General features: G+C 50.9%; 18 protein-coding genes. 7 read left to right on the forward strand and 11 right to left on the reverse strand.

What is annotated here, in order from left to right; translation table 11 throughout:
* Positions 1-14: 14 nt before the first annotated feature.
* Positions 15-2,882: a S9 family peptidase gene (locus BMW65_RS03835; RefSeq protein WP_090602860.1), complete on the forward strand. Its 2,868-nt coding sequence runs from the start codon at positions 15-17 to the stop codon at positions 2,880-2,882.
* A 351-nt stretch (positions 2,883-3,233) separates the two neighbouring features.
* On the opposite strand, the gene BMW65_RS03840 is transcribed toward BMW65_RS03835, so the two are convergent.
* Positions 3,234-3,821, reverse strand: a complete 588-nt coding sequence (locus BMW65_RS03840; RefSeq protein WP_245747485.1) for a Crp/Fnr family transcriptional regulator — start codon at positions 3,819-3,821, stop codon at positions 3,234-3,236.
* 132 nt (positions 3,822-3,953) lie between these two features.
* On the opposite strand from BMW65_RS03840, the gene BMW65_RS03845 reads away from it, so the two are divergent.
* From BMW65_RS03845 to BMW65_RS03855, 3 genes are read left to right on the forward strand one after another with little or no spacing between them, the layout of a single operon-like run.
* Complete coding sequence (locus BMW65_RS03845; protein ID WP_090603010.1) at positions 3,954-4,892, forward strand: ring-cleaving dioxygenase; 939 nt, start codon at positions 3,954-3,956, stop codon at positions 4,890-4,892.
* Between the two features lie 5 nt (positions 4,893-4,897).
* Positions 4,898-5,521 (forward strand): alpha/beta hydrolase, encoded by a 624-nt coding sequence (locus BMW65_RS03850; RefSeq protein ID WP_090603012.1) that lies wholly within the window; start codon positions 4,898-4,900, stop codon positions 5,519-5,521.
* Between the two features lie 18 nt (positions 5,522-5,539).
* On the forward strand, positions 5,540-5,848 hold the full coding sequence (locus BMW65_RS03855; RefSeq protein ID WP_090602864.1) for a GNAT family N-acetyltransferase: 309 nt from the start codon (positions 5,540-5,542) through the stop codon (positions 5,846-5,848).
* An 18-nt stretch (positions 5,849-5,866) separates the two neighbouring features.
* Here the strand turns inward: BMW65_RS03855 and bglX are convergent, their stop codons facing one another.
* From bglX to BMW65_RS03895, 8 genes are all read right to left on the reverse strand, one after another.
* Entirely contained in the window at positions 5,867-8,104 is a 2,238-nt protein-coding gene (bglX, locus tag BMW65_RS03860; RefSeq protein WP_090603014.1) for a beta-glucosidase BglX, read from the reverse strand.
* A gap of 59 nt (positions 8,105-8,163) precedes the next feature.
* On the reverse strand, positions 8,164-9,930 hold the full coding sequence (locus BMW65_RS03865) for a family 43 glycosylhydrolase (protein WP_245747486.1): 1,767 nt from the start codon (positions 9,928-9,930) through the stop codon (positions 8,164-8,166).
* Between the two features lie 6 nt (positions 9,931-9,936).
* Positions 9,937-11,292, reverse strand: coding sequence for a glucoamylase family protein (locus BMW65_RS03870; protein ID WP_090602867.1), 1,356 nt, complete (start codon positions 11,290-11,292; stop codon positions 9,937-9,939).
* Positions 11,293-11,317: 25 nt separating this feature from the next.
* On the reverse strand, positions 11,318-12,964 hold the full coding sequence (locus tag BMW65_RS03875; protein WP_090602869.1) for a glucoamylase family protein: 1,647 nt from the start codon (positions 12,962-12,964) through the stop codon (positions 11,318-11,320).
* 15 nt (positions 12,965-12,979) lie between these two features.
* A complete protein-coding gene (locus BMW65_RS03880; protein ID WP_090602871.1) occupies positions 12,980-13,810 on the reverse strand; it encodes a LamG domain-containing protein in 831 nt (276 codons plus the stop codon).
* Positions 13,811-13,832: 22 nt separating this feature from the next.
* On the reverse strand, positions 13,833-15,338 hold the full coding sequence (locus tag BMW65_RS03885; RefSeq protein ID WP_245747487.1) for a RagB/SusD family nutrient uptake outer membrane protein: 1,506 nt from the start codon (positions 15,336-15,338) through the stop codon (positions 13,833-13,835).
* 22 nt (positions 15,339-15,360) lie between these two features.
* Complete coding sequence (locus BMW65_RS03890; protein ID WP_090602872.1) at positions 15,361-18,366, reverse strand: SusC/RagA family TonB-linked outer membrane protein; 3,006 nt, start codon at positions 18,364-18,366, stop codon at positions 15,361-15,363.
* 336 nt (positions 18,367-18,702) lie between these two features.
* Positions 18,703-21,615 carry a triple tyrosine motif-containing protein gene (locus tag BMW65_RS03895; RefSeq protein WP_245747488.1) on the reverse strand — a complete coding sequence of 971 codons (2,913 nt, stop codon included), beginning with the start codon at positions 21,613-21,615 and terminating at the stop codon, positions 18,703-18,705.
* A 177-nt stretch (positions 21,616-21,792) separates the two neighbouring features.
* On the opposite strand from BMW65_RS03895, the gene BMW65_RS03900 reads away from it, so the two are divergent.
* The gene (locus BMW65_RS03900; protein ID WP_090602876.1) at positions 21,793-21,999 is read left to right on the forward strand and encodes a hypothetical protein; all 207 of its coding nucleotides are present in this window, start codon (positions 21,793-21,795) and stop codon (positions 21,997-21,999) included.
* Positions 22,000-22,213: 214 nt separating this feature from the next.
* On the forward strand, positions 22,214-22,597 hold the full coding sequence (locus tag BMW65_RS03905; protein WP_090602877.1) for an HU family DNA-binding protein: 384 nt from the start codon (positions 22,214-22,216) through the stop codon (positions 22,595-22,597).
* 215 nt (positions 22,598-22,812) lie between these two features.
* On the opposite strand, the gene BMW65_RS03910 is transcribed toward BMW65_RS03905, so the two are convergent.
* Both BMW65_RS03910 and BMW65_RS03915 read right to left on the reverse strand, forming a co-directional pair.
* Positions 22,813-24,153 (reverse strand): FecR family protein, encoded by a 1,341-nt coding sequence (locus BMW65_RS03910; protein ID WP_090602879.1) that lies wholly within the window; start codon positions 24,151-24,153, stop codon positions 22,813-22,815.
* On the reverse strand, positions 24,150-24,758 hold the full coding sequence (locus BMW65_RS03915; RefSeq protein ID WP_090602881.1) for an RNA polymerase sigma factor: 609 nt from the start codon (positions 24,756-24,758) through the stop codon (positions 24,150-24,152). Before BMW65_RS03915 ends, BMW65_RS03910 begins: the two co-directional genes overlap by 4 nt.
* Positions 24,759-25,068: 310 nt before the next feature.
* Between BMW65_RS03915 and BMW65_RS03920 the strand changes: the two genes are divergently transcribed.
* Positions 25,069-25,449: a hypothetical protein gene (locus BMW65_RS03920; protein ID WP_090602883.1), complete on the forward strand. Its 381-nt coding sequence runs from the start codon at positions 25,069-25,071 to the stop codon at positions 25,447-25,449.
* Positions 25,450-25,489 lie beyond the last annotated feature (40 nt).

Raw genomic sequence — 25,489 nt, forward strand, 5'->3', positions numbered from 1 at the left:
ATTAGCATAGCACAATGAACAAAACACTGCTTTCTCTTTTTCTCTTGATAGGCACCGCTTCGTTCACCGGAATACGGGCCCAAGAAAAACCACCACTGGCGTGGCAAGATATCGCCTCGTGGCAATCTATACGTCCTTACAATACGGCGCTTTCCCCGGATGGACAGTGGCTATCATGGACAGTGGGCCCTACAGAAGGAGATTTAAAACTCACGTTGCGGCATACCACCGATACGCTAAAATACGATTTTACCATAGGCGGTGCCACCACCACAGCCGTCTTCAGCCACAATGGGAACTATGTTGCATTCCGCGAGTCGCCTAAATACGCCGAAGCCAAGGCTGCGGAAAAATCAAGGAAACCGCTATATAATAAGCTACATGTCGTCTCGCTTCCGGATACCCAAAAAGTGGCCTTTGAAAAGGTCAAGGATTTTAGCTTTTCCGGCGAGCAACCCGATTGGATAGCCATTAGCTTTGCAGCGCCGGAGGGAGCTCCGAAGGGTGATGATGCACCCAAAGGGACGGATTTGCTACTTTACCATTTGCCAACCAAAAAAAGCTTTAATACCGGCAATGTGGCCGCTTATGCTTTCAACAAAACAGGTAGCTACCTGGCCTATACAGTGGATGCCAATGGAAAGAATGGCAATGGCATTTTCCTGCGCGATATGGCTACCGGCATTACCACAGCCCTCGACAACGACAAGGCGTCCTACAGTGGAATCCAGTGGAATGAGGAGGGCACAGCCTTTGCACTGCTCAAAGCAAAAAAAGAGGAGACCTATAAAACACCCGTATATAGTGTCATCGGTATCAGCCACATAAATGGCGACAACACGGCAAAGGTAATTTACTCCGGCATCGATGATGAGCACTTTCCAAAGGGTCAGGGCATCAGCGAGCATGGTGCTACTTTTTGGTCTGACGATCTGAACACCCTTTTCTTTGGCATCGCCAAGCTGGAAAAGAAAGATGACAAAAAGGACAGCGTAAAGACGGACACAACGGCAATAGCCAAAGCAGACACAACGGGTGGTAAAGACGGCAAAAAAGCGATAGCTGCCAAACCAAAAGCCAAAGCGGATATTGAAAAACCGGACATGATCATCTGGAACTGGCAAGACAAACGCCTGCAATCAGCTCAGCAGGTACAGCAGCAGCGCGACAAGAATTTCAGTTTCGCCGCCGCATACCAGGTAGCCGAAAAACGTTTCGTCCAATTGGCTGACAGCAACATGCGCAATGTGGTCGTAGGCCCTAAGCAATTGCATGCCATAGGATACGATTATTCACCCTACGAATGGAACAACAGCTTGGATGGGCAGAGCTACGTAGATCTTTACCTGATAGACCTCAAAAGCGGCACAAAAAAACTGTTGCTGGAAAAATACTACCAGTCTGCTGCACGGGGAATCCCCTTCGCACCAAATGGCAAGCTGCTGAGTTACTACCAAGACGGGGCCTATTATGCACTTGATCTTACCACCCAGCAGACTTATCCGTTGACCACGCAAATCGACGCTTCGTTTGTAAACGAATTGGATGATCACAACGTCACCAAGCCTGCTACACCCCATTTTGGATGGTCTGAGGATTCGAAATATGTACTCATCCGCGACAATTTCGACCTTTGGCGTATAACGGCCGATGGTAAACAAGCCATATCGCTGTCCGACAACTGGAAGCAAACCAAGGTGCAAGTCGCAGGCGCTTACCGCATCTATCCGGATGATAAGGCACTGGATCTGAAAAAACCACAATATTTCTCCGTTTTCAATGACGCTACGAAACAAACGGGCATCGCGCTCCTGGAAGCGGGCAAGACGGGCTTGCGGATATTGTTTATGGATGATCAAGGATACGGAGGTTTACAGAAAGCGGAAGACAAGCCTGTATTTGCCTTTACGAAAGAAAGCAGCATCAAATCGCAAGAGGTGTTGGTGAGCACCGCTGCTGACCTCGTCAACGCCAGGCAGTTGACGGACAACACCCCCGATCAAGACAATTACGCCTGGTCACCGGGCGTTAGGCTTATTGACTACGTGAGTGATCATGGCGATACACTCCAAGCCGCTTTGTACCTGCCCGCTGGATACGAGGAAGGGAAAAGTTATCCCACCATTACTTACATCTATGAGCGGCTTACCCAAGGCCTCAATGGCTACGCCATGCCCGCCTATCCGAGTGGTGGCTTCAACAGAGCGGTATATACCAGTAATGGCTACGCGGTGTTAATGCCCGATATCAAATACAAACTCAATGATCCGGGCATGTCCGCGGTGGCTTGCGTGGTTCCTGCCGTCAAGGCGGCCATTGCTACAGGGATTGTAGATGGTGACAATGTGGCCATACACGGCCATTCATGGGGTGGTTACCAGACATCGTTTCTCATCACGCAGACCAATATCTTCAAAGCCGCTGCGGCAGGAGCACCGCTTACCAATATGATCAGTATGTATAGCCTGATCTACTGGAATAGCGGCAGCACCAACCAGCCCATATTCGAAGCCAGCCAGGGCAGGCTTACACCCGGATATTGGGACAATTGGGAAGCTTTTACCCGTAATTCCCCCATCTTCCATATCAAACAAGTACAGACACCGCTTCTATTGCTCCACAATGACAAGGACGGCGCCGTGGACTACACCCAGGGAATCGAATATTACAACGGCCTGCGCAGGCTTAATAAACCTGTCGTCATGATTACGTACAAAGGCGAAAACCATGGCATCGCAAAGGATCCCAATAAAAAGGATTATGCCGTGCGCATGCTCGAATTTTTTGACCACTACCTCAAAGGCAAATCCGCGCCCGAATGGTGGGAGCGGGGAATCGATTTGCTTGATATGGAAAAACACTTGGAAGAACGAGCTTTTTAACCCGCAGGCTTTTATCCCTGCGCGTTTTTTGTTGATTTCTGCTGCTAAAAGGATAAAGCTAATATCTTGTGAGTGTTTACTCACTTATTTTTAAAAAAATCCTTTGTAGTAATAATTTATATTCATACGTTTGTAGCCATGACAGGGGAAAATGGTGTTGGTTCAGTTGCTTTTTGACAAGATTAAAGAAAAGTAAGTGAATCTTGAATTACTCGATATTGTAAACATAAATTGATGATAGACTTCCAGGTCTTAAAACTGGAAACTAAAATTCACTAACCAATTATAAACCTATTTGTTTATTTTTATTTGACAAAAGCGGTGTAAAGAATGGGAAACTTTATGCCGCTTTTAATCTTTACGTGTAGCCAACCGCTTTCTTACTTTACTCAAAAATTCGGGCGTCATGCCCAAGTAGGAGGCGATATAATGCTGTGGCACGCGCAATGCAATTTTGGGATATTGCCGAATAAATTCCAGGTATCGTTCTTCAGCCGTTTGGGCAATCGTGTGGATGAGGCGATGTTCCAAAGCTGATAGGTGGCGTTGTACCATCAGCCGGAATACCCGTTCAAATTGCGGCACCCTTGCCAAGAGTTCTTCTTTTCGTGCCGGATTGAGCGTCAGTAATTCACTATCCTCCATTGCCTCGATATACAACTGGCTGGGTTTCTGCTCGTGAAAGCTTCCGATGTCACTTACCCACCAGTCTTCCACGGCAAATTGTAAAATCACTTCACTGCCACTTTCGTCGATGTAGTAATTACGGATACACCCTTTCACGATGTAAGCTTCAAAATCACAGATCTCTCCCTGGCGCAGCAGCAATTGCTTTCGCTTGACTGATTTTGGCTTTAGCAAGCTATTAAAAATAGCGATGTCTTCCGGCGTGAAGCTGCCGCAGCGGTTTACATAATCGTTGATAACGGCAAACATCATTTAGTTTATTGTTTGTTGAATCAAACATAATCATTATTTGTATTAAATTCATCAGGCAATTTCTTGTCATAGATTAATGCGCATGGAATGTGGCCTGCCTACTTTTGCATCAACAAAGAAAGGAACAATAGCATGGACTACAAAATCTTGGGCATACACCACATCACCGCCATCGCCGGAGATGCCAAACGCAACTACGACTTTTATACCCGCGTATTGGGTTTACGGATGGTCAAGAAAACCGTCAATTTCGACGACCCCGAGACCTATCACTTCTACTTCGGAGATGAAGTGGGCACGCCGGGCACTATCCTTACTTTTTTCCCTTGGGGCAACCGCGTGCACCAAGGCCGCCGCGGCACCCAGCAGGTCACCGAAATTGGTTATGCTGTGCCCGAAGGCAGCCTTGAATTCTGGCGGCAACGGTTAGATGCCAACAACGTCATCTATAACAATGTGGCTGAGAAATTTGGCGAGCAGTATCTCTCATTCATTGATCCCGACGGACTGAAGCTGGAGCTTACCGTCCCGAAAAAAGCAGATACACGCACACCCTGGGAAACCGACGAGGTAAAGGCCGAACACGCTACCCGTGGCTTCCATCACATTACCATCACCACCAGCAAAATGGACGCTACGGCACGCATCCTTACCGATGTATTCGGCTATCGCCTCCTCGAACAGGAAGTAAATCGTTATCGATTTATTATTGATACAGTAGCACACGCATCCTTAGTGGATATTGTAGAAGTACCTGGCGAGGCTGCAGGGCTAGTGGCTGGCGGGTCAGTACACCACGTGGCCTTCCGCGTGAAAGATGAAGCCTCGTTGATGCATTTCAGGGAAAAAGTAATCGCCCAAGGCCTTAACATCACGGAAAAGATCGATCGCAACTATTTCTATTCGCTCTATTTCCGCGAACCGGGAGGTGTATTGTTTGAGATTGCCACAGATAACCCCGGCTTCGCCACGGACGAAACCGTAGCTGAACTTGGCAGTGGGCTGAAATTGCCCCCGCAATACGAAGGGTACCGCAGGCGCATTGAAAATGTCTTACCTCGATTGGACTAATGATCATGTACACGCACGAAAAGCAACTTATACAGACGGGCAAATTGGCTGCACACGCCAAAAAAGCTGTGGTGCTGCTCCATGGACGGGGCAGCACCGCACAAGGCATACTTTCGCTCCAACGCCACCTGCACATCAGTGACGCATTATTGTTGGCACCCCAAGCCACCAACAACTCGTGGTATCCCTACAGTTTCCTGGCACCGGTAGCCAACAACCAGCCCGCGCTGGATTCAGCATTGGCGTTGCTGGATGACGTGGTCGCAGAGGCTGCTAAACAGGGGTTTACTGCTGACCAACTCTATTTCGTTGGGTTTTCGCAAGGGGCTTGTCTCATGCTTGAATACGTAGCACGCCATGCCAAGCGATATGGCGGAGTGATAGCGTTTACCGGCGGGCTCATCGGGGAAGTACTGGACAACGCCAATTACCAAGGCAATTTTGCCAACACACCCATCCTCATAACAGCCGGAGATAACGATCCGCATGTACCGCTGTATCGTATAGGCGAAAGTGTGGTCGTCCTCCGGGAACTGGGGGCCAATATCAAAATGGAAATCTATCCCGACAAGCCGCATAGCATCAGCGCAGATGAAACTTTGCTGGCCAATGAATTTATTTTAAATTAGTTACGAGAACTAACAACCATGGAACTGCAGCAATTGCCTATTCTAAAAAATGAAGCCCAGCGCCAATACCAACTGGATGTAGATGGCCACGTCGCCTTCATTGACTATAAGCAAGGGGGCAAGCGGGTATACCTCATCCATACGGAAGTACCCCCGGCCCTGGAAGGCCTGGGAGTCGCCGCCGCACTGGTAGGCAAGGTGCTTACCCACATGGAGCAAAATGGCGAAATACTGATCCCGCTATGCCCTTACGTGCAAGCTTATTTAAAGCGCCACCCGGAGTGGAATCGTTTATTGGACAAACCAAAAACTAATGGAAGCACCTGATCTCCTCGGCATTCCGCCCTACCTCAGCGAGAAGTGCTTTTCTTGCACGTCGCGGGAATTGGTGCCCACAAATACGGCAAACTCGCCCGGCTCGGCCACATGCTCCAATTCGGTATTATAGAATTTAAGGTCTTCCTCCGTCAAGTCGAAGACGATTTGCTGTGACTGCCCCGGCTCCAGCCGCAATTTCCGAAATCCCTTGAGTTCTTTGACGGGGCGCGTCACCGATCCCACCAAATCCCGGATATAAAGTTGCACGACTTCCTCGCCTGCATAATTGCCCGTGTTAGTCACTCCCACGCTCACTTGCAGCTTGCCGCCCCGTTGCAGCTCCGTCGCATTGAGCGTTACTTCGCCATAAGTAAAAGTCGTATAGCTTAGTCCGTATCCGAAAGGGTACAGCGGCTCGTTGCTCACATCGAGGTAGTTGGAACGGAATTTCTGAAACCACTGCCCCTCCGCCAGTGGACGTCCGGTATTTTTGTGGCTATAATACAAAGGCACCTGCCCCACATGCTGTGGAAATGTGGCTGGTAGCTTCCCGGAAGGGTTTACATCCCCGAAGAGCACATCGGCGACGGCCTTGCCCGTTTCCGTACCGCCGAACCATACGTTGAGGATAGCCGGTACATGTTCATTTTCCCAGGTAAGCGTGAGCGGCCGCCCGGCAAACAGTACCAGTACGACCGGCTTGCCGGTTTTCAGCAGCGCAGCCAGTAGCCGTTGTTGTACGGCGGGGATGCCGATATCGGTACGGCTGGAGCTTTCGCCGCTCATCTCGGAGCTTTCGCCCAACGTGGCGACAATCACATCGGCCTGCTTCGCAGTTTCCAAGGCTTCCGCCAGGATATCCGCTTCAGGGCGCTCATCCCGGGGGATCGTCCGCCCGAACATCGTGGCTCGCTCCTGGTATGCCGTATCATCCAACAGGTTGGAGCCCAAATGGTGGATGATCTTTACTTGGTTGCCCAATACCGCCTGCATACCTTCCAGCAATGAGGGTGTGTTGGCTAAATCGGCGCTTACGCTCCACGTGCCGGGCATATTGGTACCCGTATTGGCCAATGGTCCAATCAGCGCCACGGTGCCCTGTTTTTTCAACGGCAATAGCTGTTGATCGTTCTTGAGCAATACAAACGACTTGCCGGCCGCTTCCCGGGCTTTGGCCAGGTGGGCAGGATTCAGGATGACCTGTTTGGCCCGTTCCTCATCGCAATAGCGAAACGGGTCTTCAAACAAGCCCAATTTATATTTCGCTTCCAATACCAAGCGGCAAGCACGGTCGATATCCGCCTCACTCACCTTGCCTTCCTCCAATGACTTTTTCAGGGTGGTGAGGAATCCTTCACCCACCATGTCCATCTCCACACCCGCCTTGAGCGACAGCGCCGATACGTCCTGCAAATCGCCCAAACCGTGGTCGATGAGTTCGTTTACAGCCGTATAGTCGGTCACCACAAAGCCGTCGAATCCCCATTGCTTCCGCAGCACATCGGTCATCAGCCATTTATTGGCCGTAGCGGGCACGCCATTGATGTCGTTGAACGACGTCATCACACTTCCAGCCCCCGCATCAATCGCCGCTTTGTAGGGAGGCAGGTACTCGTTGTACATGCGGTGCAGGCTCATGTCGGTGGTGTTATAGTCGCGTCCGGCTTCGGCAGCCCCATACAGGGCAAAATGTTTCACGCAGGCCATCAGCGTATGGGCTGCGGCGAGGTCATCGCCTTGATAGCCGCGCACCATCGCTTCGGCAATGCGTGAGCCGAGATACGTATCTTCCCCGCTCCCTTCGGATATCCGGCCCCAACGGGGATCGCGCGAGATGTCCACCATCGGCGAGAATGTCCAGTTCAGCCCGTCCGCTGACGCTTCCGCAGCGGCGATGCGTGCCGTTTCCTGGATAAGCCCCATGTCCCAGGAAGCGGCCAGCCCCAGCGGGATGGGAAAAATGGTTTTATACCCATGGATGACGTCCATCCCGAAGATAATGGGAATTTTCAGCCGCGAGTGGTTCACCGCCAATTCCTGTGCAGCTCGGACACGCTGCGGGGTAGTCATGCTGAATATCCCGCCGATTTTTCCTTCCTTGATTTTGGCCTCAACGTCCGTACTGACTACAGACCCCGTTACCGCCTCCCCAGCAGTGACCAAGTTGAGCTGGCCGATCTTTTCGTCGATCGTCATCTTGCCCATCAATTCCTTAATAAAATTATCCATATCGCCACTACCTTGTTGGGCGAACACAGGCGTCATGCCCGTACAGAAGGCCGTAACGCAAGCAAAAATCAGCAGTTGGGTATGTGTTTTCATAATTAATCGATACGTTTCACTTCACTCCGCTCAGATACCCCATTCTCATTAATCGCCTCGATGGCAAAATAATAGGGTCTCTGGCTGTCCATAGCCTTGTAATAATAGTCGTTGGTACCATGTACCATGATGCAATTGTACAGTTTGTCCGGTGCCAGCCCGGTATAGATGTTGTATGCATACGCATCATCCACGGGACTCCACTTGATCCACGCACTGCGTTTGTCCTTTTCCGTGCGCATGATGATGAAGTCCTTCACTGGCGCTGGCTTGCTGCCCCGTCCCTTACCGAATACGCGGAGGCCGCTGATGGCAAATTTTCCCGTGGGCATATGTACGTTTTCCAGCCGGATGTAGCGGGCCTGTACAGGTTTGTCCAGTTCGGCGTATTCATGCGGGATATCCGTGTTGTTTTGGCTTTTGTCTACCAGCGTCTTCCATCGCTTGCCGTCTTCCGAGGAAGACAGGATATACCGGTGGTAGATACCCTCCATCTTCCCGAGGAAAGCACTGTCCGCATCCTGGTCGGCATAATTGATCTGGACAGCGTGTACCGTACTGACGGCCCCCAAATCGCTCTGTATCCATTCGCCGCTATCACCTGTAGTGGCGCTCCAGTAGGTTTTCATGCTTTCGTCCACGGCATGGTTTGCCGGATAGGCTGCGCCAAGGGTAGACGATACCTGTACCGGCTTATTGTAGTTGAGCAGCATCCAACCCGTGAAGCGGCTTTCCAGATGGTCGGCAGGCCCATCGGGCAGGTAATGCGGGTAGTCGCCGAACGCCGTATTGCTATACATTACCCCATCATTGTCAAAGCCCGCTGGCCAAATGCCCAGCCGCCGCTCGAAATTATTCTTCACACCCAACACCACCGTAGCCACGTGCCAGTAATTGCCCCCATTGTCCCGGAATGTCGCCCCATGCCCCGCACCCCGTGCGAATCCACCCGGTTTGTAGCTCAAGGGGTCGGATTGCGTCGTGAATGGCCCCAGGGGACTGTCGCCCACGGCCACCCCATCGGCATAGCCACTGAATTCGGTACCAGGCGCCGCATATTGCAGGTAGTACTTCCCGCCATGTTTGGTCATATGCGCACCTTCGATAAACGGGTCGAGAAAAGTATTGTCCTGGTACTCCCCGAAGCGCTGCCAGCCGTAACGCCAATCCTCCAGGAAGTAGAGTTCCTTGCGGGCGCCGATGGGCTCGAATGTTTGGCGGTTGAGTTCAATACCGTACACCGGATACCGATTGCTGCTGCCATTATACATATAAAAGCGTCCATCATCGTCGGTGAAAAAATCAGGATCCCACCCGCCGATGGAAAACGAATCCACCAACGGCTGCCATTCGTTGGCCTTGGGATTGGTGCTCATCCACAGCGTAAACTTGTCGGTATACGTAGAGCCGAATACCAGCATCGTATCCCCCACGATGCCCACAGCCGGAGCACAGAGTTCGTCGTATACATCGCCATTCCATGGACGCAGGAATTTCTTGGCCACAAAATTCCATTTCGACAAATCGCTGCTCCACCAATAGCCCCACTGATTGGTGCTAAACAGGTAGTAGTCGCCTTGGTAGTTGACGATCACCGGATCGGCCGTGGCCCGATGCCGCCCCCACTCCGAAAAGTTGGGAATAGGTGTATAGCCGTAATCGATGTTGATGGGGTTGCAGTACGTACGCGGCACCTGTGCACGGCCGTACCCGCCGCATAACCACCATGCCGCAATGACCAACCAAACGTATTTCCAACGATGTCTCACCTCACACTATATATTCGGGCTTTCAAACCCCAACTTTTTCAGTCCTTCCTTGATTTCCGGTGCACCCATGAACAATTTCCAGAGCAATCCACTCCGCTGGTTTTCAATCATCACCGGTATCGGCCCTTGGTCGATAGCCAGGTATCGCTGCGGGAACCAGCCCTCCGTTTCGCTGTAGGCGTCATAAAACCCATACTTGCCCCATACCTTATCGCCCAGTTGTTCATACAGGTAGCGCATTACCTCCATGCTGTACTCAGGCGTATAAGGAAAGGAAGACAATGCGGCCGTGGGCGAGATGACGCCCAGGTCGTTGTCCGGGTTATGCGCCGAGTACCCCTTTACGGAATAGCTCGCCGTGAGTCCCCAGGCGTGAGCGCCATAGCCTTTGAAGCCCTTTGGGTTTTCGATGGCGTAAGCGCGGTGGATAAGCGCCTGGTTGCTATTGAGTGCCCAGTAGTCCGCATATTGGTCTTTCAAGCCCTGCGGATTGAGCCCCAGGTAGGAATAATGCGACCAGAATAGCGGCCCCACGCCATTGCTATCCGGCACATTATACTTGAGGATAAGGGGATGTCCATAGCGCTCAGCAACGGACTTGATGGCACCGCTACGAGCCCACCCCTCGTGGTATACCTCGGCAGGCACACCATGGGTAGGCGATGAAGCAGCCAATATATACGTAATGAGGCATTCATCATAGCCTCTTATGGGATGGTTGGCCGCCCAGCCTGCCGTGGGACTCCAGTGCCAGTAAAGCACGTTTTGGCCGCCTTGGCGGTACCAATCCCATTCAATAGTTTTCCAGAGGGCATCGGCGCGTGCAGCCAATTGCTTTTCATATTCATCGCCCTGCTGGAAATATTCCCTTACGCAGATCAGTGCCTGCGCCATGAAAGCGGTTTCTACCAAATCTCCGCCGTTATCGTTTTTGCTGAATGGCTTTGTCTTGCCCGTGGGGCCGTCAAGCCAGTGCGGCCAAGCACCGTGGAAGCGGTCGACTTTCTCGAGGAAGCTCATGACACGTTCAAAACGTTCGATACCTTCCTGCCGTGTGATAAACTGCCGTTCGATGCCCACCAATAAGGCCATCAGGCCAAAGCCGCTACCCCCAATGGTGACGACATCCCGGTCGTTTTGCGGGTATTCGCCGTCGATGTGGATGCGTTCGCGGGCTAGCCCTGATACCGGTTCGGCACCCTCCCAGAAATATTGGAAGGTCTGGCGCTGTACAAGGGTGAGCAGAGAGTCGTCTGACAGCGACGCGCCACTCCCATTAGTATGCTGCCGTTGAGACGACCCGGAGCAGCTGGTCAAATACGTTACGGCTAATATGAGTATGATATGGGTGATGACCTTCATAATGCGATTGTTCTCGTATCTTATTTTATAATGTCGGGCTGCTAAAATCCAGTTTGTTCAAACCGGTTTTAATTTCAGGTACACTCATGAACAGTTCCCAAAGCAATCCCGTGCGGTAATTTTCAATCATGACGATAATCGGCCCTTGATCGATGGCCAGGTAGGAATCTGCAAACCAAGCATCTTCAAGCGAAAAGGCATCCTTAAAGCCGTATTCGCCCCAAAGCTTATCGCCCAATTTGTAGTAGAAGAAATGCAGTGCTTTCAAGGATTCCTCCGGTGTGTAGGGAAAGGATGCCAGTGCTGCCGTGGGCGTAATCACGCCATTGTCGCTGGTGGGCGAATGTGCCATGTAGCCGTTGATGTCATCGCTTGCGGTCAATCCCCAGCAATCTTCGCTATACCCATAAAACCCACCCGGATTGGCGATGCAATACGCCCTATTTATTGCGGTATGGGCTTTCATTTGGGTTTCGTAGTTTGCATAGGCATCCGTCAGACCAAACGGATTGATGCCAAGGAACGAATAGTGCGCAAAGAAAAGCGGCCCACCTCCGTCCGGCCCGAGCGGCAGCGGTATTCCCTGGTAGCTGTTTCCATTACGGATGGCTCCATGCCGTGCCCAACCCTCATCGTAGACCGTTTTAGCGATGGAATACGTGGGCGAGGCAGCCGCCAGCACGTATGCGATGAGTCCTTCATTCCACCCGGTGATGGGCAAGTTCATCTCCCACGCAAAATTGGGACTCCAATGCCAATAAAGCCGCTGTTCACCATTCCGGAAAAAATCCCAATCCACGGCTTCATAAAGGGTTGTGATGGCTTCACGCAAGGCCTGTTCGCCCGCGGCATCAAAATACGCCCGCGCTGTCAGGAGTCCCTGCATCAATAACGCAGTTTCCAGCAGGTCGGCGCCGTCATCTTTAGCACTGAAAGGTTGTGTACGTCCGGTATTGCCATCGAGCCAATGGGGAAAAGCGCCGTGGTACTGATCAGCGGTATGGAGGAAGTCCACGATTTTATGCACACGGTCATACCCCTCCTGCCGTGTAATGAAGCCCCGCTCGATACCCACTATCACAGCCATGACGCCGAATCCGGTACCACCGGTAGTCACCACATCGCCGGATGTATTGCGCTCCCGGGCCATGCCGCTCACAGGGTGGCCGAAATCCCAGAAATACGCAAATGTCTGCCGCTGCACCAGCGTCAGCAGCGCCTCATCGCTGACGCGATCAAATTTGTCAACGCTATCAATAGCCGTTGCCAATTTTACCGCCAATGGATTTTGCAAGGTTCCGCCCTCCGCAGCGGAAAGCGCCTGGCTGAGTTGCAACTCGTATTGACTGAAAGACGAGAGCCGTTCCTGTGGAGTGATGCTTACCGTTTTATCCCCATCTTCATAGTCGACCTCCATAGCCGCCTGTGCCCCTTCGCCATGCACAAGCCTGATGCCTTGGCTCACGCTGGCCCGATCCACCGCCGTACTGAAATTCAGCCGGATGACCGGAAGCGGCCCTACATCCGCATAAGCAAAGCCGTCGGCAGTACCATTTACAGATACCCCTTCCAGGCGAAAAGGGAATTGCTCCTCCTGCTCGTTATTTTTCTTGCAGGAGAAGCAAATTCCAACGCTAATTATCCCGATTATCCACCAACCTCTTTTCAACATCACGGCTACTGCTTTTTATTGCCTTGTGGTGTATAGTTCCGCAATTTCCGTAGCGCTCAGCGCCCGCGTATGCACCCTGAATTGATCGAGCATACCCGTGTAATGCAGCATCCAAGCGTCTGCAGGTGTACGGATGCCGATATGCTGCTGATAGCCTCCGATGACAAAGCGCGAAACATTGCTGAATGCCAACGGTCCAAGCGGCGCACCGTCTTTTACCCGATCGGTCACCGCAGCAGGCAAAGCCAGCGGCTCGCCGTCCAGGTAAGCAGCAAACTTCGAGGTGCTTTCATCATATGTAAATGCCAGGTGCCGCCATCTGCCATACATATCGGGCAGCCGCTCCAAGCCATTATTGCCGTTGAATTCTACCCAATTGCCCGCAAAGTTGAACTTAAGGAGCATTGAATTGTCGTCAGGATTGTTGTTGCCCTCAATCGTTGCAAACAAGTTACCCCAAAAATCCTCCGTATTGGGCAGCATGAATATCGCTTGCGCACCACCATCATGTTTCTCCGTATTCATCCAGAAGGATACGGTGAAGCTCGTCATATTAGCCATCCTTACCGCCGATGGGTATTGGATTTGACCATTGGACGCTCCTTTATAAGCCTTGCCCGTGACACCGTCCACAAAAGTGATAGCCGTAGCCGATCCTTTTTGGTATTGCGCGCTGTCATCCGGCGAATCCTCGAAAGGCGCATAAAATTGCAGCGGGCCATTGATACGGGCCGTGTCATCCGGTATGATGTTCATCGGCGGGCGATCCATTTTTTGGCAGGAACTCGCCGCTATCAAGACTGCCAATCCCAGGGCAGCCAAGGTTTGTGATAATGTTGTTTTCATCAGTTTGATAAATGGCTAACGATTAATAATCTGGATTTTGAATCAACACCCCGCCCGAACGGTCGATTTCCGGTTGTGGAATCGGTAAGAACCGATTGCGGATTTGATAGCTGGTCTTGCCAGCGTCATGCATGGTTTCTACGTCAATGCCCCAACGCACCAGATCGAAGAACCGTTCATTTTCCATGCCCAGTTCCACTTGGCGTTCGTGCCGGATGGCCTGGCGGAGCGCTTCCTGATCGCGAGTAGTTACTTCCGGAAGGATAGAAGTGTTTCCGCCCCGCGCCCGCGCTCGTACTTGCTCCAGGTATCCAAGCGCTAAATCAACATTTGCATCCCCGCCAATTTCATTTGCGGCTTCGGCAGCGAGCAATACGATATCCGCATAACGGATGACGCGGAAATTAAACCATGCACCTTGGCGATTGCCATATTGCCTGCGTAATGCCGGATTGGTGTAAACCTTTTTATTCCAATAATCTTGATCCAACCCAGCTGGCACAAACTCGTTATAGGGCGCATTTACCTGACCTGAATATAAGACGGTTGCGTCTTTTCGCGGATCCCCTTCTTCAAATGCGCCGAGCAATCGCTCATTAGGAACATTCCAACCCCAGCCCAAATCCCAATCGCCCGAACCTCTGACACCTTGCCGGCTAGCATATGTGATACCATACGTCGTTTGGTTTTGATTATACAAAGCCTGTATTTCAAAGATGGATTCCCTGCTATTTTCACTCTCTTCCCTGAATATCATGTTGTAAGGAACACTCAGATCATACAAGCCCGTAGCCATCACTGCTTGTGCAGATGCCAGCGCCTGGCTAAACATGTTTCTTGCCATGAATGTCTTGGTTTGCAGCGCAAGGGCTGTACCCTGCGTAATCCTTCCGGGTAGCGGATCGTCCCAAGATAGCGGCAGCACACTTACAGCCTCTGTCAAGTCGGCGTCTATCAGCTGATAAACTTCAGCAATGGTCGATTTGGGGCGGATTGCCGAAGCTTGATCCGTAATTCTAAAGTCGATGATAGGAACCTCTCCAAATGCACGTACCAAGTTGAAATAAGCCCATGCGCGCATGAACTTGGCTTCTCCAAGATTTGCCAACGTCGCTGCGTCAGGATTAGCAATGGAATCTGCCGCGGTAATTACATTGTTCGTCAAATTGATGAGTGCATAATGACCGGTCCAATAGCTATCCATCAACCAATGGGAAAGCGCATAGTTAAAATTATCATAAATAGGTCCATTGGAAGCAAAGTCACCGGCATTACTCCCTAAATTGGCATCATCAGAACGAATATTATGGACAGCCACATAAGGGAGCCCACTTGTGGCTTCGCTCTGCAAACCCGAATAGGCTGCAAAGATTTGCCCTTCCAACGAACCGGCAGGGAGATCATCTTCGGTAAACCTGCCTTTCGGTTTGATATCCAACCAGCTTTCCGAACAACTGGAAATAAGTAGCGTTAATACCAACGATGCCCATAGAACCATCGATGGCCTAGTATTCAATTTTGTTTTCATAATGATCATCATGAAATGTCTATTAAAAATTAAGATTGATGCCAAACGTATATACCGCTGGCACCGGATACGTTCCCGCGTCTACCCCGAATGACGTTGTGCTTCCACCTATCTCCGGTGTAAATCCGGTATTGTTCGATAATGTGAATACGTTTTGTGCATTGAGGTATACCCGCAGTCCTTTCAATTTTATGCGGGTCAGCAAGTCTTGGTTGAACCGATAGCCTAAAGTCACGTCCCGTAGCCTGAAGAAGCTTCCATCTTCAATGAAATAAGACGAATATTGGCGATTGTTAGCACGCCCTTCATGTGCAATGGGTTCCCAATTGCTTGTCCCTACACCGTTCCAGCGTCCGAGCCTATCCTCCAGAAAATTGAATGTCGCATACTGGTTTTGATTCCAGGTCCTGAATATTTCATTGCCGTACACCCCTTGAAATTCAAGGCCCAAATCAAAATTCTTGAAAGTAGTACCCAAAGAGATGCCATAGTAAAAGTCAGGAGTTGGATTCCCAATAAGCGTCCTGTCGTTGGCATCAATGACGCCATCTCCATTCACGTCCTTGAAACGGATGTCACCTGGCATAAAATCGCCAGCTCCCAAGCCATTGGTCGGTGCCAAGCGAATTTCTTCCTGTGTTTGGAAGATACCATCATGAATCAATCCCCAGAAATAACCTATCGGCTGACCAGCAACCGTACGTGATGGGCCATTGATGATGTCATAGCCATCGGTTGAAAGCGAGATGACCTTGTTGTCAACTGTCGTGATATTGCCTCCAACATTTACTGTCCAGTCGTCGCCCAATTGTTGGTTCCAGCTTGTTGAAAGCTCCAAACCCTTATTTTTGATATTCCCCAAATTGCTCAATCCAGGTAGGCTACCAAAAATACCCGGTACACTGACCAATACGCCATCGGTATTCTTGCTGTAATAGACCGCTTCAACACGCAGTCGGCTATCAAGGGCTGTCAGTTCAAATCCAGTCTCCCATGACTTTACGACTTCCCAGTGCAGATTGGGATCAGGGATGTATGAAGGATTATACGAGGGGATTAGCCGATCACCGAATACAGCCGAATTGCCCGTAGCCAGTTGGGGGTACATCGGATATAGATTGCCTCCGACATTCTGGTTACCCAAACTTCCCCACGAACCCCTGATTTTTAAGAAATCAATAAACGACTGGTTTTCCATAAAGCTTTCTTCAGACATCACCCAAGCACCACCTACCGCATAAAAAGATTGCCATGGATTGCCCAACGCAAAAGCAGAACTTCCATCCAACCGGTACGAGGCGTTGACTAAATACCTGCCATCATAATTATAAAGTACCCGTCCCAAATAGGAAAGTGTGCGATATTCAGAAGCATCGCTACCATTCGTTTGCGTGTTTGCATCACCGATGCCGACATACCAGTAGTCCGGATCATTCGGTATCGGCAACCCTTCGCCTTGCGTTCTCCGGGCGCTCACCTCTTCCATACCTTGTTTATAGGTCGTAAAACCAGCAGTAGCAGTGATGTTATGCAAATCAAAGCTGTTTTTATAGGTCAACAACCAATCTGTCTGATACTTATAATAGATGTTTTGGCTTTGGTTTACAGCAGTAAGGAGGTTGCCCACACGCTCCTCCTTGTTGTCGCCGGGTAGTTCGGGATTATATACGGAAACCAATCCGTCATAGCTCCGGAATTGGTTGAATCCATAGTCGGCTGAAAAATTACCCCGGAACGTAAAATGTTTCAAGAAATCAACCTCCGCATAAATATTGCCCACTCCGCGGTAATTCCGTCCAATGTACGTATTCTTACGTTCTTCAATATCCAGCAGGGGATTGCCTACCTGAGCCCGTTGGAAATTAGGCATCGTATGATACAATCCATACTCGTCATTGAATACAGGAGCAATGGGAGCCGCCAAGATGGCTCCAAATACCTCGCGTTCTTGCGGCAGCTCCGACCGGTAACCATTAAAAACAATACCCGTGCGGAAATTGTCGGTTATTTTCAACTCATCACTGATATTGAGGGTAATTTGATTGTGACGCTCATGATTGATTACGCCCTCTTCGTGCATCGTCCCGAGTCCCATCCGGAAACTATTTCGTTCCGTAGCACCACTAACACTCAAATTATTATAATTGATTATCCCCCGTTGAAAGATTTCATCTTGCCAATCGGTATTGGCCTGCCAATTGGAATAATTGAAAGGATTTGCACCTTGGTTTGCCAATTGTTCGTCATACAATGTTTTGAACGCTGCGGCATCTGTCAATTGCATCCGGTGCGACACATCCTTGAAACCTACACGCGAACTAAATTCAAAATTTAATTGTCCGGATCTAGCCCGTTTTGTCGTAACGGCGATCACACCATTTGCGCCCCGGACACCAAAGATAGCCAGCGAAGAAGGATCTTTGAGCACTTCAATGCTTTCAATATCTGCCGGGTTCAAAAAGTTAATGTTGTCATTGAGCAATCCATCTACCACATAAAGCGGTTTTGCACCGTTGATGGAATTTGTACCCCGTATCCGGATATCTGGCTCCTGTCCAGGCCGACCCGAATTAGTGACTTGCAGACCCGATACTTTACCTTGCAAATTTGACACAGGATTGGTTCCTGGTCTATCCACGATTTCAGTTCCCTTGACCTGCGCAATCGACCCGGTCAAATCCCGTTTTTGTGCGGTACCATACCCGATGACCACTACCTCATCCAACTCGGTTCCTTCATCTTCCAGTACCACATCCACCACCGTGCGGGCGGCTATAGCCACTTCCTGTGTGGCAAAACCCAGCGATCGAAAGACAAGGGTGTCCGTAGCGGCAGCCTCGATGGTGTAATTGCCTATCCCATCGGTTTGGGTAGCTGTCGATGTTCCTTTTACCAGGACGGTTACACCAGGTATTCCCCCTGACGTCAGTACATCCGTCACTTTCCCACTTACCCTGCTCTGTTGCCCGTGCGCGATAGCGGGCAATAGATACAGCAACAATAAGCAGCATGTAAATAAATTCCTCATGTTGTTACTCAATTAAATTGGTTACTTAATGTTTTTAATATAGTGTGTTTCTGAGCCGCATTTTGGGCTCAATTGGTTTTTACAATACAGCTAAGCGAGCGGCATTGTTTTGCAAAAGTCTGATGTAGGACGCAGCGCAGCAAAAAAACAACTTACACATCCCTACATCACCGAAAAAATAATTTCTCATGCAGGCAACAAAATCACAACAAAAAATTAACAATCAGCTAATTAACAACTTTATTGACTTGCTCACTCGAAATTAAAGTGTGTAAAATTTACACTATAGGATATGAGAGGTAATGATGTAGTAGAAGAAGGTAGGCTATTCGGCATTTAAAGTTCCAGCAAAAACTCCGTAAGGTTTTTCTCGTGAGGTATATTGAGTTTTTTCCGCAGCCGGTACCGCCGGATTTCCACGCCGCGTGTAGTGATGTTGAGTAACGATGCGATCTCTTTACTGCTCATGTTCATCCGCAGATAGGCACATAATTTCAAATCATTGGGTACCAATTCCGGATGATCCGTTTTGAGTTTCTTGAAAAAATTCTCGTGTGCTTCATTGAAACTCTCCTCGAAGACATTCCAATCCCGTTCATCGCTGCGTGCGTCTTCAATGATTTTATTGATTTTGCGCAACTGGTCGTTGGACAATTTGCGTCCTTCTCCATCCCGGAGTTGCAGCAGCTCATCATGCACATTATTGAGCAGTTCGTTTTTGTAGACGATGCTCATCGCCGTATTGGCCAATTCGCGGTTCTTGCCGGCCAGTTCGCGCTCCAGCTGTTCATTTTTGAGTTTCATGAGCCGCTGTTCATTTTCCTCCGTTTCTTTGGCCAGTGCTTCCCGTTGCTTTCTGTCCATATTAGCCTGTATCAGCTCGCGGTGTTTCTGGATTTTGCGGCGATACCAGTCTCGCCCGGCCACCAGGAGCAGTACAAATAACACGGCATACACCACCAACGCTATCCAGGATAAGTACCAGGGAGGCAAAATGGTAAACCTGAATTCGGCAATCCCCGATCGGGTGCCATCCGGAGCCATGGCCCTCACCTTGAACACATAGTTGCCCTGCCGTAGGTTGGTAAATTCTTTTTGGGCGGCTTCGTTCCATTCAGACCAAGTACGCGAATAACCTTCCAGGTAAAATTGGTACCGCAGCGGGATCGCGCTATACCAGGGCAGCGCGTAGCTTATCCGGATATTATTGTGCCGATAGGGGATTTCGGGTGCAGCGCCAGCGGTATACCGGCGGCTTGAAAGGCTGTCGGTAATGTTGCTTACTGTGCGAATAAGCGGCAGCGGCAAGTGGGGTTTGGCTGCCACCGAATCAACGGCCTGGTAGATTGCAAAACCATCGTCAAGGCTAATCAGGTACACCTGGTCTTTGACACGATTGATATTCTCATAGAAATTCATCATGCGGCCATTGAGGGTGGCGAATTGCATAGAGTCTACCTGAACCAGCCCTTTCTGGCCGAAATGCACCAATGCGATATGGGCGTGGTTGATAAACCAATACCGATTGGAATCAGCATGAATGACTTTATTTGAAGAAGCGAATGAACCCAACTGTTCATTCAGCTGGTCATAGGCATAAAATCTATCGGTGATGTCATCATACCGGTAAAATCCGCTATCGGTGGCAAACACCGGGCTACCGGCCAACCCAAACACATTGGTGAAAGTACTACGAGGAAGGCCGCTTGCCGAATCATATACCTGAACCTGCTGCACGCGCGTGAGCTCATCATCGAGGGTAAGCAACCGCAGTCCCTGGTAGCCACTCGCCCATACTTTGGTCGCCGATACCGGTTCGATAAACTGTGAAGGGTCACTGTATCCGCTGATGCGGTGTGAAAACTGCCAGCCCGATGCGGCCTTGCTGAATACCGCCAGCCCGGTGTACGTGCCCTGCAACATCCGGTCGCTCCGATTCGGCAATTGCCGTAGGCTCCAGCCGCCGGTCACGGATGACAGCGGCACCAGTTTGTTGCCCAGTACTTTGTAGGTGCCATCGTTGTGGCCGCAGAGCAGCTCACCGTCCACCTCGGTCAGATCCCATACCTGGCCCTGCGACCCCCCCACCAAGGTAAAGGCAAACGGCGCGTAGCTTTCCCCGGCGGGCCACCGGCTGTAAAACAAGCCTTGGTTGGTACCCAGGTAGATGTTGCCGTCAAATATCCGGGCGGTATATACCGTACCAATACTTCCGCTCTTATCCGCGTAATAGTAGATTGGCGCATTGATTTCAATCCGATCGATGCCATTATCAAGACCTACCCAGATATTTTGCTGCTGGTCGGTGTGAATCCCCAGCACCGTGTTGTTTTGCAGGCCGTTTCCCTTGTGGAGATGCTGTACGATGTGTCCCGCTTCATTGACAATCACCACCCCCTGGAGTATGGTGCCAAATGCATAATAATGCCCCAGCACGCGCAGGCCGTTATTCAGTTGCGCGGTCTGCAACAGGCCATCCGCTGCATTATGCCATTTGCGGATGGTGGATGCGCTATCCATCCGGAACAATCCCGATTTGGCCGTGCCGATAAGCACCTCATCCTCCCCGAAAGGCAGCATGGTCAGGATATTTGCCCCGCCCAATACGTCTTTGCCCCTTACCGGGACCAACGTATCACCCTGGAGCTCGTGGAGGCCCGACGGAATGAGTTCGATAAAAGTGCGCCCGCGCACGTGATGTAAGAAAAGAAACGGCTCGCCCCTCCCCTTGATGGCACGGAGGTCGTTATTTTCGTAGCGATACAAGGTAGAAAACGACTGGAAGAACACCCGATCGCCATCAATGACAATTTTCCATATTTCATCCCTCAGCTGATTTTCACTGCCCAAAAGCCCACTTACCGAATGATACTGCATCTGCCCATATCCGGAGTCTTCCCAGAATCCAAATTCGGCCAATCCTCCCGTATATATCCTGCCCGCGCTATCTACGGCCACGCTCCTTATCGTGCTTTTGTTGGGCAGGTGATGTACGGTCCAGTATTGCCCGTCAAAGACCAGCAGCCCATCGGCATTGGCCACGTACATGATCCCGTTTTTTCCCGTGGCGACAGCCCAGTTCTGGTTTCCCGCTTTGTATTCCGATTTGGTATACTGCTGCACCAATGGCGATCCGATGCGTTGGATTTCCTGCGCATGTACCACACCAAGAAACAGGAAGGCGATGGCAACTGTGATGGCAATTAACTCTCTCAACATACCCGCTGGGCGATGAATGTAGGCAAACATAAGGATTTTCGTTTGCCATTTTCATAATCCTCGTTCTACCCGCGTTGAAAATATAAAAATCGTGATGCGAAGCAAATTATGAAATTCATAAAAATAGCTGTTAAAAGACAGAAAGCCAGGCAAATATTTTCTTAAACTTTACGCATTTTGTAAATTTGCGTATGCTATTTGGCAGATATGGAAATATCATTACCAAGATTAGCTGTCTATCCCGCCGACTTGCAGCGGATCACTGGCCAGAGCGAACGCACCTGCCAGCGGCTCCTCAACAAGATCAGGGATGTGTTTGGGCTGGATAAACACCAGCATGTGACGGTTTATCAGGCCTCGGAGTATCTGGGCATTCCAGTAGTGGAAATTTCCCGTTTCATGCACCGATCCTGACCCAAGCAGCCGGCAAAGGGTTTGCCGGGGCAGCGATAGATTTTCAGGGATAGCCGCGGCGGCGATTGGCCACCGCGGTTTTTTTATCCATTAACCCGACAAACCCGCCAATTCCGTCAATTCCGCCAAACCCGCCAATTCCGACAGTACTTCTTGCTATCCTATGGAACTTTGTCTTGTTATTTATTTTTTTAACGTTTTAATTTTTTAAACAATGGCAATTAAGTACAACATTCTGGAAATCGGCAAACCGGGGGATCCGGAAGCACCGAAGAAGTTTTATGCACGGCCTATCCATGCCGGCGAGATTACGCTCGAAAACCTGGCGGCGGACATCTCGTATTCCTCATCGCTCACCGAGTCGGACGTCTACGCCGTCCTGCAGAGCCTGGTGCGCGAAATCCCGCGCAATATCGCGCACGGGTATATCGTCCGCCTGGGCAACCTCGGCGCATTCCGCCTGGGCAGCAACAGCGCAGGCAGCGAGACCGAGGAGGAGGTGACCGCAGCGAACATCTTCCGCAAGCGCCTGCTGTTTTACCCCGGCAAGCATGTCAAGGCCGTGATTGACGGTTTAACTTTTGAGAAAACCCGGTAGACCCGGTTCCACAAAACCGGCTTACCCAGCCGCCCCGATAGGTTCCGGGGCGGTTTTTTTGTTGAAAAAAGCCCAAAAACGACCCTTGGTCACTTCGAAAATGGACTTCGGAGCGTCCGGAAAGTCTCCGAAGTCGGCTTCTGGACTCGCTTCGGAGGGTTTAAAAAGTGACTTCGGAGGGTTTTCAGGGCAGCTTAATCAGCACCAAAAATATCCTAAAACGAAATATGGTTTTCCCCCGTCCTCAAGGCCAGCAACCCATGCTCATCCGGCATCGGTACGGGCAGCGAGGGCTGCAGCGGATCCACCGGAGGCCCGCAGAAGCTCACCATCCCATCTTTCTCCACCATGAAAACATCCGCAGCATACAGCTGGGCATAGACCTCCGCGACCGGAGCCCGGTAACATACCGTGGCCGTGATGCGTGGCCCCTCGGGCACACAATTCATGTTTTCAACCTTAAATCCGTACCAGCGGCTCATATCGGCTACAAATTCCCGTACCGGCGTGTTCCGGTAGGTTCTTTTCATGCGGGTCCAGGCCAGCGCTTCCTTTTCAGCTATGCAGGATACATCCACTTTTGTGGTGATGGTGCTGTCTGGTGCTATACAGCATTGTTCCATCGTCACGACATCTCCCGGAAATAGCAGCTCCTGCCGTTCCACCCCCCCACGACTGAACAAAACCGCTTTCCCTTCCAGCAGTACCGCCCGGGTTTCGTTACGTTCCGCCAGTACGGTATAGGCCCCGCCAGCCATTTGCAGCTCGGCATTGGGGGTCGTGATGATCAGTTTCACCTCCCCCCTTTCTGCTCGCTTTTCCTCCAGCTGCACCAGCGCCTGCCCGCTCAGGCGCAGGAACGTCGTGTCCCTGGCAAGGTTCGACAGCGGGTATTCCAGTACAGAACCGGCATTCAGCCGCACTTCGGAGCCACCGGGTAGCCGCACTACGCATTGCTGGTAGGGGTGCGTGGCCACACGGATAGCCGGTATTTCCGTGGTGTCTGCTTCCCTTGGGTAGCCCACGGGCAATAGTGCCAGCGCACCATCGGCATACCGCCAGATCTCGACGTTGCGGATCACGCCGAGGCGGCCGCGGCTGGTGCGATCCACGGTGATGCTGGTCGAATCGCCCCACCATACGGTGCAGGCAAATTCCGAACCCGGTATTTCCCCGTCGCTCGCCCATACCGGGCAGTTATTGCCCAGGTCCATCGGGCGGGGCCGCTCTGGGGACATCAGCCCACCCCACCATACCACGAGCAGCAGCAAGGCCGCGGCTCCCAACGCGGTGGCAAGCCTGCTAACTGTTGTCGCCTTCGACTGTTTCTTCCGTTCCCTCCTTTTGGCCCGTTCAAATGCGGGGTGCCAATCCACGGGCCTCCTGTCCGGCCGTCCATCCTCCAGTTCACAGCAGGCGTCCACTTCCATCCGGAGCCATTCCTCCTCGCTGTAAAAGTGCCTGGCCACATGCAATTCCGTCTGTCCCTCTTCGGACAGCGTGCCTTCGGCCCACTGTTTGAGCAACCTCTTTACGTATGCTGCGTTAGCTATCATCGTTCGGATTTTTTTGACTCACCATTTGTCTTTGACGTAGATTTCTTTACATTCAGCCATTTTTGTAATTTCCGGATACCCCTCAACAGCTGGTTTCCCACCGTCTGGGGTGATTTGCCCAGTTCCGTCGCAATTTTACCGTTGCCTATTCCGGCACCGTATCTCATCGCCAGTACCTTGCGGGTCTCGGGCGGCAGGCGGGCCATGGCCTGCCTTATCCGCTCCCACCGTTCCTCCGGGTCCATGTCTGCATCCGCGTAGCTTTCGTCCGGTATCTCCAGGTAATGGTCTTCCATCGGTTGCAGCTTTTTCCGCTTCCGCGTTTTGAGAAAATCCAGCGCATCATTTTTCGCCGCCTTGAACAGCCAGTATTTCGGGATATCCATCGCCGCGACACGCTGGCGTTTCTCCCACAGTTTGAGGAGCACACCTTCGGCAATGTCTTCCGCGGCATGCGGATCTATCGTGTTAAACTTAGTTGAGATGTACCGCACCAGTGTATCCCAATACAGCGTATAGATAGCGCCCCAGGCCTCCATGGCCTGCCCCGGAATTCGGAGTTCCCGGAAAAGATCGGTATTATGGTCTTTAGCGCTCCGCTGCATCGGAATTTATCTCTTTGTTTTACAGTTAATTACAAAAAAGTTTAAAATCGCGATGGTACAAATCGCGCTTCCAAACCAGTTAAGGGTATAAAACGGAGATTACAAAAGGAGTTATTAACGGAGTGTCAATGTAAAACAAAGGTAAGAACGACCAGCCAAATAAACAAGAAAAAAATAAAATAACATAATGATTTATAAGGCATTACCTATATGGTGATAAATGGATTCATTATGCCTTCGAAACAGGCTAAAAAACGGATGCGGTAAGCCATCCTTAAAACTTACCAAACAACTATAAATACATCGTAAGATGAACATTTTTTCTACAATCACAGGCTTATTGATAGCCGCCGTGCTGCATGTACCAGGTACTACGCAGCGCGAAGTCACCAAGGTTGAGGACGAACCGGTGGTGAAGGAAGAGGTAGCGATGCAGACACAGGATTTGTGGTTCATGGTGGATGTCAGCCAAGCAACGAATCCATCTGATCAAGGCCAGCAAGTTATCCAGACAGCCTATGACGGGGATATCGGCACGCCGTGCCCCGGAGGAAGCACCATCTGTGCCGTACGGCTGCGCATTCCGGCAGATGCCGACCCATCGGATTTTGAAAACCAGACGGTGGCGGACGCTTTGAGCAACGGTGCCAGCGCACCGACGGGCGGCATCCAGTATGCCCATCAAAGCTAAGCGGGGCCGGGTTCGTCCACGGTAAAACAAAGGCCGGTGC

It is taken from the genome of Parapedobacter koreensis (assembly GCF_900109365.1).
In the GTDB taxonomy this organism is placed as follows: Bacteria; Bacteroidota; Bacteroidia; order Sphingobacteriales; family Sphingobacteriaceae; genus Parapedobacter; species Parapedobacter koreensis.

Bases quoted from the DNA above. Each gene is read 5' to 3' on its own strand.
- BMW65_RS03840 (WP_245747485.1), bottom strand. From the start codon at position 3,821: ATGATGTTTGCCGTTATCAACGATTATGTAAACCGCTGCGGCAGCTTC.
- BMW65_RS03885 (WP_245747487.1), bottom strand. From the start codon at position 15,338: ATGAAAACAAAATTGAATACTAGGCCATCGATGGTTCTATGGGCATCG.
- BMW65_RS03880 (WP_090602871.1), bottom strand. From the start codon at position 13,810: ATGAAAACAACATTATCACAAACCTTGGCTGCCCTGGGATTGGCAGTC.
- BMW65_RS03895 (WP_245747488.1), bottom strand. From the start codon at position 21,615: ATGTTTGCCTACATTCATCGCCCAGCGGGTATGTTGAGAGAGTTAATT.
- BMW65_RS03890 (WP_090602872.1), bottom strand. From the start codon at position 18,366: ATGAGGAATTTATTTACATGCTGCTTATTGTTGCTGTATCTATTGCCC.
- bglX (WP_090603014.1), bottom strand. From the start codon at position 8,104: ATGACGCCTGTGTTCGCCCAACAAGGTAGTGGCGATATGGATAATTTT.
- BMW65_RS03905 (WP_090602877.1), top strand. From the start codon at position 22,214: ATGGCAATTAAGTACAACATTCTGGAAATCGGCAAACCGGGGGATCCG.
- BMW65_RS03845 (WP_090603010.1), top strand. From the start codon at position 3,954: ATGGACTACAAAATCTTGGGCATACACCACATCACCGCCATCGCCGGA.
- BMW65_RS03920 (WP_090602883.1), top strand. From the start codon at position 25,069: ATGAACATTTTTTCTACAATCACAGGCTTATTGATAGCCGCCGTGCTG.
- BMW65_RS03850 (WP_090603012.1), top strand. From the start codon at position 4,898: ATGTACACGCACGAAAAGCAACTTATACAGACGGGCAAATTGGCTGCA.
- BMW65_RS03915 (WP_090602881.1), bottom strand. From the start codon at position 24,758: ATGCAGCGGAGCGCTAAAGACCATAATACCGATCTTTTCCGGGAACTC.
- BMW65_RS03870 (WP_090602867.1), bottom strand. From the start codon at position 11,292: ATGAAGGTCATCACCCATATCATACTCATATTAGCCGTAACGTATTTG.
- BMW65_RS03835 (WP_090602860.1), top strand. From the start codon at position 15: ATGAACAAAACACTGCTTTCTCTTTTTCTCTTGATAGGCACCGCTTCG.
- BMW65_RS03910 (WP_090602879.1), bottom strand. From the start codon at position 24,153: ATGATAGCTAACGCAGCATACGTAAAGAGGTTGCTCAAACAGTGGGCC.
- BMW65_RS03875 (WP_090602869.1), bottom strand. From the start codon at position 12,964: ATGTTGAAAAGAGGTTGGTGGATAATCGGGATAATTAGCGTTGGAATT.
- BMW65_RS03855 (WP_090602864.1), top strand. From the start codon at position 5,540: ATGGAACTGCAGCAATTGCCTATTCTAAAAAATGAAGCCCAGCGCCAA.
- BMW65_RS03900 (WP_090602876.1), top strand. From the start codon at position 21,793: ATGGAAATATCATTACCAAGATTAGCTGTCTATCCCGCCGACTTGCAG.